Source organism: Pseudomonas sp. PS01298 (assembly GCF_029959745.1).
Classification (GTDB): domain Bacteria; phylum Pseudomonadota; class Gammaproteobacteria; order Pseudomonadales; family Pseudomonadaceae; genus Aquipseudomonas; species Aquipseudomonas aylmerensis.
Map to the genome: position 1 here is coordinate 21,436 of NZ_JASCPP010000016.1, position 13,988 is coordinate 35,423.

The 13,988-nt window shown below is 58.8% G+C and carries 11 protein-coding genes; all 11 read left to right on the plus strand.

Annotated elements, in window-relative coordinates; genetic code table 11:
* Nucleotides 1–65 precede the first annotated feature (65 nt).
* Entirely contained in the window at nt 66–440 is a 375-nt protein-coding gene (gene sdhC / locus QMX97_RS08895; RefSeq protein ID WP_003172804.1) for a succinate dehydrogenase, cytochrome b556 subunit, read from the plus strand.
* Complete coding sequence (gene sdhD / locus QMX97_RS08900) at nt 434–802, plus strand: succinate dehydrogenase, hydrophobic membrane anchor protein (protein WP_003172805.1); 369 nt, start codon at nt 434–436, stop codon at nt 800–802. The genes sdhC and sdhD overlap by 7 nt, the downstream gene beginning before the upstream one ends.
* 3 nt (nt 803–805) lie before the next feature.
* The gene (gene sdhA / locus QMX97_RS08905; RefSeq protein ID WP_065901559.1) at nt 806–2,578 is read left to right on the plus strand and encodes a succinate dehydrogenase flavoprotein subunit; all 1,773 of its coding nucleotides are present in this window, start codon (nt 806–808) and stop codon (nt 2,576–2,578) included.
* A gap of 11 nt (nt 2,579–2,589) precedes the next feature.
* Nucleotides 2,590–3,294 carry a succinate dehydrogenase iron-sulfur subunit gene (locus tag QMX97_RS08910; RefSeq protein ID WP_003172807.1) on the plus strand — a complete coding sequence of 235 codons (705 nt, stop codon included), beginning with the start codon at nt 2,590–2,592 and terminating at the stop codon, nt 3,292–3,294.
* Nucleotides 3,295–3,555: 261 nt separating this feature from the next.
* Entirely contained in the window at nt 3,556–6,387 is a 2,832-nt protein-coding gene (locus QMX97_RS08915) for a 2-oxoglutarate dehydrogenase E1 component (protein ID WP_065901555.1), read from the plus strand.
* 44 nt (nt 6,388–6,431) lie between these two features.
* Nucleotides 6,432–7,655, plus strand: a complete 1,224-nt coding sequence (odhB, locus tag QMX97_RS08920) for a 2-oxoglutarate dehydrogenase complex dihydrolipoyllysine-residue succinyltransferase (protein ID WP_065901552.1) — start codon at nt 6,432–6,434, stop codon at nt 7,653–7,655.
* 99 nt (nt 7,656–7,754) lie between these two features.
* Nucleotides 7,755–9,191: a dihydrolipoyl dehydrogenase gene (gene lpdA, locus QMX97_RS08925; RefSeq protein ID WP_065901549.1), complete on the plus strand. Its 1,437-nt coding sequence runs from the start codon at nt 7,755–7,757 to the stop codon at nt 9,189–9,191.
* A gap of 204 nt (nt 9,192–9,395) precedes the next feature.
* On the plus strand, nt 9,396–10,562 hold the full coding sequence (gene sucC, locus QMX97_RS08930; protein ID WP_003190011.1) for an ADP-forming succinate--CoA ligase subunit beta: 1,167 nt from the start codon (nt 9,396–9,398) through the stop codon (nt 10,560–10,562).
* Nucleotides 10,562–11,443: a succinate--CoA ligase subunit alpha gene (gene sucD, locus QMX97_RS08935; RefSeq protein WP_003172813.1), complete on the plus strand. Its 882-nt coding sequence runs from the start codon at nt 10,562–10,564 to the stop codon at nt 11,441–11,443. Before sucC ends, sucD begins: the two co-directional genes overlap by 1 nt.
* Before the next feature lie 312 nt (nt 11,444–11,755).
* Entirely contained in the window at nt 11,756–13,069 is a 1,314-nt protein-coding gene (brnQ, locus tag QMX97_RS08940; protein WP_106804692.1) for a branched-chain amino acid transport system II carrier protein, read from the plus strand.
* A gap of 126 nt (nt 13,070–13,195) precedes the next feature.
* Entirely contained in the window at nt 13,196–13,933 is a 738-nt protein-coding gene (locus QMX97_RS08945; protein WP_282396748.1) for a DUF599 family protein, read from the plus strand.
* The last annotated feature ends 55 nt before the right edge of the window (nt 13,934–13,988 follow it).

The window sequence follows — 13,988 nt, forward strand, 5'->3', positions numbered from 1 at the left end:
TGACCAGTGCACTCCCCAACAACTTTGCCCTGATTGTTAGGGGCTCTTCAGTGTGAAAAAAAGCCGTGAATAGCCAACGACCTGTAAACCTAGACCTAAGGACCATCAAACTCCCCATCACCGGCGTTACGTCGTTCCTGCACCGTGTTTCCGGCATCATCCTGTTCCTGGGCTTGGGCATCATGCTTTATGCATTGAGCAAATCCCTGGGTTCCGAGGAAGGATACGCCGAGGTGAAGGCATGCTTGACCAGCCCGCTGGCCAAGTTCGTAGCATGGGGCCTCCTGTCCGCTCTGCTGTATCACCTGGTAGCCGGTGTGCGCCACTTGATCATGGATATGGGCATCGGTGAGACGCTGGAAGGCGGCCGCCTGGGCTCGAAAATCATCATCGCCATTTCCGTGGTGCTGATCGTTCTGGCAGGAGTTTGGATATGGTAACCAGCGTTACGAATCTGTCGCGTTCGGGCCTCTATGACTGGATGGCACAGCGTGTGTCTGCGGTCGTTCTCGCGGCTTATTTCATTTTCCTGATCGGATACCTCGTCGCAAACCCGGGCATTGGCTATGAGCAATGGCACGGCCTGTTTTCCCACAATGCGATGCGAATCTTCAGTCTGCTGGCACTTGTAGCCCTGGGCGCACACGCCTGGGTCGGCATGTGGACCATCGCGACCGACTACCTGACGCCGATGGCGCTGGGCAAGTCCGCGACTGCAGTACGTTTCCTCTTCCAGGCAGTATGCGGCGTCGCGATGTTCGCTTACTTCGTCTGGGGTGTGCAGATTCTTTGGGGTATCTGATTCATGGCTAACATTCCAACTATTTCATTCGACGCCATCATTATTGGTGGCGGCGGTGCTGGCATGCGCGCAGCGCTGCAGCTGGCCCAGGGCGGTCACAAGACTGCCGTGATCACCAAGGTGTTCCCGACGCGTTCCCACACCGTCTCGGCCCAGGGTGGCATCACCTGCGCCATCGCCTCCGCCGACCCGAACGATGACTGGCGCTGGCACATGTACGATACCGTCAAGGGTTCCGACTACATCGGTGACCAGGACGCTATCGAATACATGTGTCAGGAAGGCCCGGCTGCCGTATTCGAGCTGGACCACATGGGTCTGCCGTTCTCGCGTACCGAGCAAGGTCGTATCTACCAGCGTCCATTCGGCGGCCAGTCGAAGGATTACGGTAAAGGCGGCCAGGCTGCCCGTACCTGCGCTGCGTCCGACCGTACCGGTCACGCGCTGCTGCACACCCTTTATCAGGGCAACCTGAAGGCCGGCACCACGTTCCTGAACGAGTACTACGCGGTTGACCTGGTCAAGAACGCGCAAGGCGAGTTCGTCGGTGTGATCGCCATCTGCATCGAAACCGGTGAAACCACCTACATCCGCGCCAAGGCAACTGTTCTGGCGACCGGCGGTGCAGGTCGTATCTACGCGTCGACCACCAATGCCCTGATCAACACCGGTGACGGCGTTGGCATGGCCCTGCGTGCTGGCGTGCCGGTGCAAGACATCGAGATGTGGCAGTTCCACCCGACCGGTATCGCCGGCGCGGGCGTACTGGTTACCGAAGGTTGCCGTGGTGAAGGTGGTTACCTGATCAACAAGCACGGCGAGCGTTTCATGGAGCGTTATGCTCCGAACGCGAAAGACCTGGCGGGTCGTGACGTTGTTGCCCGTTCGATGGTCAAGGAAATCATCGCCGGCAACGGCTGTGGCCCGAACGGCGACCACGTACTGCTCAAGCTCGATCACCTCGGCGAAGAAGTGCTGCACAGCCGCCTGCCAGGTATCTGCGAGCTGTCCAAGACCTTTGCTCACGTTGACCCGGTGGTTGCTCCGGTGCCGGTTGTTCCGACTTGCCACTATATGATGGGCGGCGTGCCGACCAACATTCATGGCCAGGCGATCACCCAGAACGCCGAAGGCCAGGATGAAATCATCCACGGTCTGTTCGCCGTAGGCGAAGTGGCTTGCGTATCGGTTCACGGTGCCAACCGCCTGGGCGGCAACTCGCTGCTCGACCTGGTGGTATTCGGCCGTGCTGCTGGCCTGCACCTGGAAAAAGCGCTGACCGACGGCATCGAATACGATGACGCGACCGACGCCAACATCGAGGCCGCCCTGGCGCGTCTGAACGCTCTGAACGAGCGTACCGATGGCGAAGACGTGGCGACCCTGCGTCGCGAGCTGCAAAGCTGCATGCAGAACTACTTCGGTGTATTCCGTACCGGCGAATACATGCAGAAGGGTATTGCCCAGCTGGCTGACCTGCGCAAGCGCATCGCCAACGTCAAGATCAACGATAAGAGCCAGGCCTTCAACACCGCTCGTATCGAAGCTCTTGAGCTGCAAAACCTGCTCGAAGTGGCTGAAGCGACTGCGATCGCCGCCGAGGTTCGTAAGGAATCCCGTGGTGCTCACGCTCGTGAAGACTTTGAAGATCGCGACGACGAAAACTGGCTGTGCCACACCCTGTACTTCCCGGGTGACAAGCGCGTTGCCAAGCGTGCCGTGAACTTCTCGCCGAAGACGGTTCCGACGTTTGAACCGAAGATTCGGACTTACTAAGGGTGGCTGCCATGTTGAAAGTCAGTGTTTACCGCTACAACCCTGATCAGGACGCTGCGCCGTTCATGCAGGAATTCCAGGTCGATACCGGTGGTAAAGACCTGATGGTGCTGGATGTATTGGCACTGATCAAAGAGCAGGACGAAGGTTTCTCCTATCGTCGCTCTTGCCGTGAAGGTGTGTGCGGTTCCGACGGCATGAACATCAACGGCAAAAACGGCCTGGCGTGCATCACGCCACTGTCCGCTGTCGTCAAGGGCAACAAGCTGATCGTTCGTCCTCTGCCAGGTTTGCCGGTTATCCGTGACCTGGTCGTCGATATGAGCATCTTCTACAAGCAATACGAGAAAGTTAAGCCGTTCCTGCAGAACGATACTCCGGCTCCGGCCATCGAGCGTCTGCAGTCCCCGGAAGAGCGTGAAAAGCTCGACGGTCTGTACGAGTGCATCCTGTGCGCTTGCTGCTCGACGTCGTGCCCATCCTTCTGGTGGAACCCGGACAAGTTCCTGGGTCCAGCTGCCCTGCTGCAAGCGTACCGCTTCCTGGCAGATAGCCGTGACACCAAGACGTCCGAGCGTCTGGCTTCGCTGGATGACCCGTTCAGCGTATTCCGCTGCCGCGGGATCATGAACTGCGTCAACGTATGTCCCAAAGGCCTGAACCCGACTAAGGCCATTGGTCACATCCGTAACATGCTGCTGCAAAGCGGCGTGTAACGACGTTGTAGTAAAAGCAGGACCGTTGTGCCCGTAAATGCTACGGCGCAGGCTTCAACCGGCGCCGTAGTTTTAACTTGAGCAGCGACTTACAAAGCCGCGGCTCTTATTTTGAAGAAATGAGACAAGCAGGGGCATTCGGGTTGGTACCCGAACTATCAGCGTGATCCTAAGTGGCTTGTTTTGGTCGCTGCACTTGGCCTTTTGCAAGCAAACTCGGTGTTTTCGCCGGTGGTGTCCCCAAATCGAGGGTGACCAAGCATGCAAGAAAGCGTGATGCAGCGCATGTGGAACAGCGGCTATCTTTCAGGTGGTAACGCTGCCTATGTGGAAGAGCTTTATGAGCTCTACCTGCACGACCCTAACGCTGTGCCAGAAGAATGGCGCACCAAATTTCAGACGTTGTCTTCAGACGGCAACGCTGCCACCGATGTATCGCACGCAACAATTCGCGATCAGTTTGTGCTGCTGGCAAAGAACCAGCGCCGCGCCCAACCGGTTTCTGCCGGCAGCGTGAGCAGTGAGCACGAGAAGAAGCAAGTTGAAGTATTGCGACTGATCCAGGCCTACCGGATGCGTGGCCACCAGGCGGCCCAGCTTGACCCGCTGGGGCTCTGGCAGCGTCCTGCACCTGCTGACCTGTCGATCAATCATTACGGCTTGACCAATGCCGATCTTGATACGACCTTCCGTGCCGGCGACCTGTTCATCGGCAAAGAGGAAGCGAGCCTACGCGAAATTCACGAAGCGTTGCAGCAGACATATTGCCGCACCATTGGCGCTGAGTTCACGCACATTACCGATTCCGAGCAACGCCACTGGTTCCAGCATCGCCTGGAAGGCGTGCGTGGCCGTCCGGTGCTGTCTGCCGACGTGCGCAGCCACCTGCTGGAGCGCGTGACCGCAGCTGAAGGTCTCGAGAAATACCTGGGTACCAAATACCCGGGCACCAAGCGTTTCGGCCTGGAAGGCGGCGAAAGCCTGATTCCGATGCTCGACGAGTTGATCCAGCGTTCCGGTTCCTACGGCACCAAGGAAATCGTGATCGGCATGGCTCACCGTGGTCGCCTGAACGTGTTGGTCAACACGTTCGGCAAGAACCCGCGCGAGCTGTTCGACGAGTTCGAAGGCAAGAAGAAGGTCGAGCTGGGCTCCGGTGACGTCAAGTACCACCAGGGTTTCTCGTCCAACGTGATGACCACCGGCGGTGAAGTTCACCTGGCCATGGCGTTCAACCCATCCCACCTGGAAATCGTTTCTCCAGTGGTCGAGGGTTCGGTACGTGCTCGCCAGGATCGTCGTAACGACACCACCGGCGAGAAGGTCCTGCCGATTTCCATCCACGGTGACGCGGCATTCGCCGGTCAGGGCGTGGTCCTGGAAACCTTCCAGATGTCGCAGACTCGCGGCTTCAAGACGGGTGGTACCGTTCACATCGTCATCAACAACCAGGTGGGCTTCACCATCAGCAACCCGTTGGACGCGCGTTCCACCGAGTACGCCACCGACGTTGCCAAGATGATCCAGGCGCCGATCCTCCATGTGAATGGTGATGATCCGGAAGCCGTGCTGTTCGTGACCCAGTTGGCCATCGACTACCGCATGCAGTTCAAGCGTGACGTGGTGATCGACCTGGTTTGCTACCGCCGTCGCGGTCACAACGAAGCCGATGAACCAAGCGGCACCCAGCCGTTGATGTACCAGCAGATCACCAAGCAGCGCACCACCCGTGAGCTGTACGCCGAAAGCCTGACCAAGGCCGGCGTGGTTGACGATGCGCGTGTTCAGGCGAAAGTCGACGAATACCGCAACGCGCTGGACAACGGTCTGCACGTAGTGAAAAGCCTGGTCAAGGAGCCGAACAAAGAGTTGTTCGTGGACTGGCGTCCTTACCTGGGCCACGCCTGGACTGCACGTCACGATACCTCGTTCGACTTGAAGACCCTGCAGGAACTGTCTGCCAAGCTGCTGGAAATTCCAGAAGGCTTCGTCGTACAGCGCCAGGTCTCGAAGATCTACGAAGACCGTCAGAAGATGCAAGCCGGCGGCCTGCCGATCAACTGGGGTTACGCCGAAACCATGGCGTACGCGACCCTGGCGTTCGAAGGTCACCCGATCCGCATGACCGGCCAGGACATCGGCCGTGGTACGTTCTCGCACCGTCACGCGGTATTGCACAACCAGAAAGACGCCAGCACCTACGTACCGCTGCAACATCTGTACGAAGGCCAGCCGCGTTTCGACCTGTACGATTCGTTCCTGTCCGAGGAAGCCGTACTGGCGTTCGAATATGGCTACTCGACCACCACGCCGAACGCGCTGGTGATCTGGGAAGCCCAGTTCGGCGACTTCGCCAACGGTGCCCAGGTGGTTATCGACCAGTTCATCACCAGCGGCGAGCACAAGTGGGGCCGTCTGTGCGGTCTGACCATGCTGCTGCCACACGGTTATGAAGGTCAGGGTCCGGAGCACTCCTCGGCCCGTCTGGAGCGTTACCTGCAGCTGTGCGCCGAGCACAACATCCAGGTGTGCGTGCCGACTACCCCGGCCCAGATCTACCACTTGCTGCGTCGCCAGGTGATCCGCCCGCTGCGCAAGCCGTTGGTAGTGCTGACGCCGAAGTCGCTGCTGCGTCATAAATTGGCCATCTCGACCCTGGAAGATCTGGCTGACGGCTCGTTCCAGACCGTGATTCCAGAAATCGACACGCTGGACGCCGCCAAGGTCACTCGCCTGATCCTGTGCAGCGGCAAGGTCTACTACGACTTGCTGGAAAAACGCCGTGCAGAAGGCCGCGAAGACATCGCCATCGTGCGTATCGAGCAGCTTTACCCGTTCCCGGAAGACGACCTGATGGAGGCCATCGCGCCTTACACCAACCTCACCAACGTGGTGTGGTGTCAGGAAGAACCGATGAACCAGGGCGCGTGGTACAGCAGCCAGCATCACCTGCGTCGCAGCATCGGTAACCACAACAAGGCCCTGGGCCTGGAGTACGCCGGTCGTGATGCTTCTGCTGCACCTGCGTGTGGTTATGCGTCGATGCACGCCGAGCAGCAGGAAAAACTGCTGCAAGATGCTTTCACTGTTTAACGCCTTCGCGCTGACTGAAACCGAATTTTAAGGACCCACAGATAATGGCTATCGAAATCAAAGCCCCGTCATTCCCGGAATCGGTTGCCGATGGCACCGTTGCCACCTGGCACAAGAAACCAGGTGAGGCCGTCAAGCGTGACGACCTGATCGTCGACATCGAGACCGACAAAGTCGTGCTGGAAGTGTTGGCCGAAGCTGACGGCGTACTGGGCGCAATCGTTGCCGAAGAAGGCGCTACCGTGCTGTCGAACCAGGTTCTGGGCTCGATCGAAGAGGGCAGTGCTGCCGCCGCCGCTCCAGCCGCTGCTGCACCGGCTGCTGCTCCAGCCGCCGCCGCTGCTCCGGCTGCGGGTGGCGAAGATCCAATCGCTGCACCGGCTGCGCGTCAGTTGGCTGAAGAAAACGGCATCAACCTGGCTTCCATCAAAGGCACCGGCAAAGACGGCCGTGTGACCAAGGAAGACGTGGTTGCCGCTGTTGAAGCCAAGAAAAACGCACCGGCTGCAGCACCTGCCAAGGCTGCTGCCCCGGCTGCTGCTGCGCCTGTGTTCGCTGCTGGCGACCGCACCGAGAAGCGTGTGCCGATGACCCGCGTACGTGCCACCGTGGCCAAGCGCCTGGTTGAAGCACAGTCGAACATGGCGATGCTGACCACCTTCAACGAAGTCGACATGACTGAAGTCATGGCCCTGCGTTCGAAGTACAAGGACCTGTTCGAGAAGTCCCACAACGGCGTGCGCCTGGGCTTCATGTCGTTCTTCGTGAAAGCGGCCACCGAAGCGCTGAAACGCTTCCCGGCTGTCAACGCCTCCATCGACGGCAACGACATCGTTTACCATGGCTACGCAGACGTCGGCGTTGCCGTGTCCAGCGACCGTGGCCTGGTGGTTCCAGTACTGCGTAACGCCGAGCTGATGAGCCTGGCTGAAATCGAAGGCGGCATCGCGACCTTCGGCAAGAAAGCCCGTGACGGCAAGCTGACCATCGACGAGATGACCGGCGGTACCTTCACCATCACCAACGGTGGTACCTTCGGTTCGATGATGTCGACCCCGATCGTCAACCCGCCACAAGCCGCGATCCTGGGCATGCACAACATCATCCAGCGTCCGATGGCCATCAACGGCCAAGTCGTGATCCGCCCAATGATGTACCTGGCACTGTCTTACGATCACCGCCTGATCGATGGTAAAGAAGCCGTGACTTTCCTGGTGACCATCAAGAACCTGCTGGAAGACCCGGCTCGTCTGCTGCTGGACATCTAAAGACGCAGCTGCAAGTTGCGAGCTACAAGCTGTAGGAAAAAGCAGCTTGGCTTGCAGCTTGTCGCTTGAAGCTTGTCGCTGAATAGAGGATCTATTTTCATGACACAGAAATTTGACGTTGTAGTGATTGGTGCAGGTCCTGGCGGCTACGTTGCCGCCATCAAGGCCGCACAACTTGGCCTCTCGACTGCTTGCATCGAAAAATACACCGACAAGGAAGGCAAACTGGCACTGGGCGGTACCTGCCTGAACGTTGGTTGCATTCCTTCCAAGGCGCTGCTGGACAGTTCCTGGAAATTCCACGAAGCCCAAGACGGCTTCGCGATCCACGGCATCAACCATGCTGGCGTGACCATGGACGTGCCAGCAATGGTCGGCCGTAAAGCCAACATCGTCAAAGGCCTGACTTCCGGCGTTGCGACCCTGTTCAAGGCCAACGGCGTTACTTCCCTGCAAGGCCACGGCAAACTGCTGGCCGGCAAGAAAGTTGAAATCACCAAGCCAGACGGTTCGGTTGAAGTCATCGAAGCCGAGAACGTGATCCTGGCACCAGGTTCGCGTCCAATCGACATTCCACCGGCTCCAGTCGACCAGAACGTGATCGTTGATTCGACCGGCGCCCTGGAATTCCAATCGGTTCCAAAGCGCCTGGGCGTGATCGGCGCCGGCGTGATCGGCCTGGAACTGGGTTCGGTCTGGTCCCGCCTGGGTTCTGAAGTGACCGTGCTGGAAGCCCTGGACACGTTCCTGCTGGCTGCCGACACTGCGGTGTCCAAAGAAGCACTGAAAACCCTGACCAAGCAAGGTCTGGACATCAAGCTGGGCGCACGCGTGACCGGCTCCAAGGTCAACGGCGAAGAAGTTGTCGTGACCTACACCGACAAGGATGGCGAACAGACCATCACTTTCGACAAGCTGATCGTAGCCGTGGGTCGTCGTCCGGTGACCACCGACCTGCTGGCTTCCGACAGCGGCGTGAACATCGACGAGCGTGGTTTCATCCACGTTGACGATCACTGCGCAACCACCGTTCCTGGCGTGTACGCCATTGGTGACGTGGTGCGTGGCATGATGCTGGCGCACAAGGCTTCCGAAGAAGGCATCATGGTTGTCGAGCGCATCAAGGGCCACAAAACCCAGATGAACTACGACCTGATCCCGTCGGTTATCTACACCCACCCGGAAATTGCATGGGTCGGCAAGAACGAACAGCAGTTGAAAGCTGAAGGCGTTGAAGTTAACGTCGGCACCTTCCCGTTTGCCGCTTCTGGCCGTGCCATGGCAGCCAACGACACCGGTGGTTTTGTCAAAGTCATCGCTGATGCCAAGACTGACCGCGTATTGGGCGTCCACGTGATCGGCCCAAGCGCTGCAGAACTGGTTCAGCAAGGCGCAATCGGTATGGAATTCGGCACCAGTGCCGAGGACCTGGGCATGATGGTCTTCTCCCATCCGACCCTGTCCGAAGCGTTGCACGAAGCAGCGTTGGCAGTGAATGGCGGCGCCATCCACATCGCCAACCGCAAGAAGCGCTAAGCGAGATAATAAGAAACCACGGCGGAGTTGCCCGTCGTGAGCCTTGCGCGCAAGACTCACCGCGGAATATCCGCTGGACGCAGCCTTGCGCAGCTTTACGGGCCTTGAGCCCTGCAAGTTGCGCAAGCAGCAGTCACAGGTGGCGCGGCACTCATAATGAGCGCAGCGCCGAATGCGCAGTACCTAACGAAGACGGTAAAAAGCATGAATCTTCACGAGTATCAGGGTAAGCAGCTGTTCGCTGAATACGGCCTGCCAGTTTCCAAGGGCTACGCAGTAGACACCCCGGAAGCAGCAGCAGAAGCTTGCGACAAAATCGGCGGCAGCGAGTGGGTTGTCAAAGCCCAGGTCCACGCCGGTGGTCGCGGTAAAGCGGGCGGCGTTAAGCTGGTTCGCAGCAAAGAAGACGCCAAGGCCTTCGCACAGCAGTGGCTGGGCAAGCGTCTGGTGACTTACCAGACTGATGCCAATGGCCAGCCAGTCACCAAGATCCTGGTTGAATCGTGCACTGATATCGCTAAAGAGCTGTACCTGGGCGCTGTCGTTGACCGTTCGAGCCGTCGCATCGTGTTCATGGCTTCCACCGAAGGTGGCGTGGACATCGAGAAGATCGCTCACGAAACCCCAGAAAAAATTCTGAAGGCCACTATCGATCCACTGGTTGGCGCTCAGCCATTCCAGGGTCGCGAGCTGGCTTTCCAGTTGGGTCTGGAAGGCAAGCAAGTTGCCCAGTTCGCCAAGATCTTCGTTGGTCTGGCCAAACTGTTCCAGGATCACGATCTGGCCCTGCTGGAAGTGAACCCGCTGGTGATCAAGGCTGACGGCGATCTGCACTGCCTCGACGCCAAGATCAACATCGACGCCAACGCCATGTACCGTCAGCCTAAGCTGAAGACTTTCCACGATCCGTCGCAAGACGATCCGCGCGAAGCGCACGCTGCCAAGTTCGAACTGAACTACGTAGCCCTGGAAGGTAACATCGGTTGCATGGTCAACGGTGCTGGCCTGGCCATGGGTACCATGGACATCGTCAACCTGCATGGCGGCAAACCAGCCAACTTCCTCGACGTGGGCGGTGGTGCTACCAAAGAACGCGTTACCGAAGCCTTCAAGATCATCCTGTCCGACTCCAACGTCGCTGCAGTACTGGTCAACATCTTCGGCGGCATCGTTCGTTGCGACATGATTGCCGAAGGCATCATCGGTGCAGTGAAAGAAGTTGGCGTTAAAATCCCGGTTGTTGTTCGCCTTGAAGGTAACAACGCTGAACTGGGCGCTAAAGTACTGGCAGAAAGCGGTTTGAACATCATCGCGGCTACCAGCCTGACCGACGCTGCTCAACAAGTTGTCAAAGCTGCGGAGGGCAAATAATGAGCGTCCTGATCAATAAAGACACCAAAGTTATCTGCCAGGGTATTACCGGTTCGCAAGGTAGTTTCCACACCCAGCAAGCCATCGAATACGGCACCAAGATGGTTGGCGGCGTAACTCCGGGCAAAGGCGGCACCGAGCACCTGGGCCTGCCAGTGTTCAACACCGTGAAAGACGCTGTAGCAGCCACTGGCGCCACCGCCAGCGTGATCTACGTTCCAGCTCCTTTCTGCAAGGACTCGATCCTGGAAGCAGCATTCGGCGGCATCAAGCTGATCGTGTGCATCACCGAAGGCATTCCTACCCTGGACATGCTGGACGCTAAAGTTAAGTGCGACGAGCTGGGCGTAGTCCTGATCGGCCCTAACTGCCCAGGCGTGATCACCCCAGGCGAATGCAAGATCGGCATCATGCCAGGTCACATTCACTTGCCAGGTAAAGTCGGTATCGTTTCGCGTTCCGGCACCCTGACCTACGAAGCTGTGAAGCAGACCACTGACGCCGGTTTCGGTCAGTCGACTTGCGTCGGCATCGGCGGTGACCCGATCCCAGGCTCGAACTTCATCGACATCCTGAAGCTGTTCCAGGAAGACCCGAAGACCGAAGCGATCGTCATGATCGGTGAGATCGGCGGTTCGGCTGAAGAAGAAGCGGCTGCCTACATCAAGGCACACGTGACCAAGCCAGTTGTTTCCTACATCGCTGGTGTGACTGCCCCTGCGGGCAAGCGCATGGGCCATGCTGGCGCAATCATCTCTGGCGGCAAAGGCACTGCAGACGAGAAATTCGCTGCACTGCAAGACGCAGGCGTTAAAACCGTGCGTTCGTTGGCAGACATCGGCAAGGCCCTGGCCGAGCTGACCGGTTGGGCTGTCAAGTAAGCCTCGCGCTTAGCTGACGCTTCACCACACAAAGGCCACCTTCGGGTGGCCTTTGTGCTTTCTGCAGGTTGCTGAAAATTCCAGCATTTAGATATACAGATGCGACATCAAAGTGTCGCTTATCGGACAGTCCGCCCCGCAACAGTGCGTTTGTCAGGCTAATTCTGTAATCTAGCCGCCTCTTTATGCGTCCGCATCCCAAAAGGAAGCTGCGCGCTAGACCGGTCGGTCCCCATCAGGGCCGGCAGTATTTCCCTCATCCATAGGGAATCCCTCTCTAAATTCCGATTCAGTAGTGTGGTATTTCCTCAAATGAAAGTGTTGAAAAGCCAGGATGTCCTGGCGCTGGGCTTCATGACATTTGCCCTGTTCGTGGGCGCTGGCAACATCATCTTCCCGCCAATCGTTGGTTTGCAGTCCGGGCCTCACGTCTGGATGGCAGCGCTGGGTTTCCTGATCACTGCGGTGGGCCTGCCGGTGGTCACCGTGATCGCCCTGGCCAAGGTCGGCGGCGGCATGGACGCGTTGAGCAGCCCGATCGGCAAGATCGCCGGTGGCCTGCTCGCGGCGGCGGCGTATCTGGCGGTAGGGCCGCTGTTCGCCACCCCGCGTACCGCAACCGTGTCGTTTGAAGTCGGCCTGGCGCCGTTGACCGGTGAAAGTCCGCTGGCACTGTTTCTCTACAGCTCGGTGTACTTCCTGGTGGTGTTCTTCGTCTCCCTCTATCCGGGCCGACTGCTGGACACCGTGGGGCGTTTTCTCGCGCCGCTGAAAATCATCGCGCTGGCCATCCTTGGCATCGCCGCGTTTGCCCTGCCGGCCGGCGAAGTGGGCGTGGCTACCCCTGAGTACGTGGCTGCGCCGTTCTCCCAGGGCTTTATCAATGGTTACCTGACCATGGACACCCTGGGCGCGTTGGTGTTTGGCATCGTGATCGTCAACGCGATCCGTTCCCGTGGTGTCGAGTCGCCCAAGCTGATCACCCGCTACGCGATCATTGCCGGCCTAATTGCCGGCGTCGGCCTGGCACTGGTCTACATCAGTCTGTTCCGCCTCGGTTCGGGCAGCCATGCAGTGGCTGCCGGTGCCAGTAACGGCGCTGCGGTATTGCACGCCTACGTGCAGCACACGTTCGGTTCGCTGGGCAGCGGCTTCCTCGCGGTGCTGATCTCCCTCGCGTGCCTGGTCACTGCGGTGGGCCTCACCTGCGCCTGCGCCGAGTATTTCAGCCGCGTCCTGCCGCTGTCCTACAAGGCCCTGGTGGTGATCCTCGCGCTGTTCTCGCTGTTCGTGTCGAACCTGGGCCTGACCAAGCTGATTGCGTTCTCGATCCCGGTGCTCACCGCGATCTACCCGCCGTGCATCGTGCTGGTGGCCTTGAGCTTCTGCAAAGATTTCTGGCAGGAACAGGGTCGTATCGTCGGTCCGGTGATGCTGGTGTCGTTCATCTTCGGTTGCATCGACGCACTCAAGGGCGCTGGCCTGGCCGATTGGATGCCGTCGCAACTGGCGCACCTGCCATTGAGCGAGCAGGGCCTGGCATGGTTGGTGCCTTCGGTGATGACCTTGGGCGTGGCGTTCGTGATTGATCGCATGCTGGGCAAGCGCAGCGAAGCGCTCGCCTAAATAGCCGGCTTCACGCTACATGGAAATGCCCCGTATCAATCGATACGGGGCATTTTTTATGTGTTTGCAACACGATCCCGTAGGAGCCGGCTTGTATTCACCCAACCATCGCTTAATAGGACCCCCATGTCGTTCGTCGAAACCAATCAGATCCACCTGCTTGCCGCCCTCTGGTTTGTCCTGTGCTGGGGCGGCTACACCCGCTATGCCACCTGGAAGGCCCGGGACACTGCGTGCCTGGCCAGTGTGCTGCATCTGTATCGCGAAGACTGGATGCGCCGCATGCTGCTGCGCGACAACCGCATTGCCGACGCCAGTGTGATCGGCAACCTGGAACGCAACGCGTCGTTCTTTGCCTCCAGCACCTTGATCATCCTGGCCGGCATTCTCACCGTGCTCGGTGCCTCAGAGCGCGCGGTGTCGCTGCTGGCTGACATTCCCATGGTGCAGCAGGCGTCCCAGGGCATGTCGGAGATCAAGCTGCTGTGCCTGGCCCTGGTGTTCGTCTATGCATTCTTCACGTTCAGTTGGTGCATGCGCCAGTACAACTTTGCGGCAGTGCTGGTCGGCTCGGCGCCGATGGTGGGGGAGCGGCATGTGTCGGAGCAGGAGCGCAAGGCGTTTGCGCTACGTGCGGCGCGGGTGATCTCCATGGCCGCCAACCAGTTCAACTTCGGCCTGCGCGCTTATTACTTCGGCATGACCATGCTGGCGTGGTTTGTCAGCCCCTGGTTGTTCATGTTGATGAGTGCCGGGGTGGTGGTCGTGCTGTACCGCCGCGAGTTTCATTCCGACGTACTGCAAGTGATGGTGTATACCCAGACGGACACACCGCCGCCGGAGGCGGTTAAAGAGTCGTCTTAAGTAACCTTGAAATAAAAACACCAGGCAAAGTAAAGCCCGCTATCTAAGCGGGCTT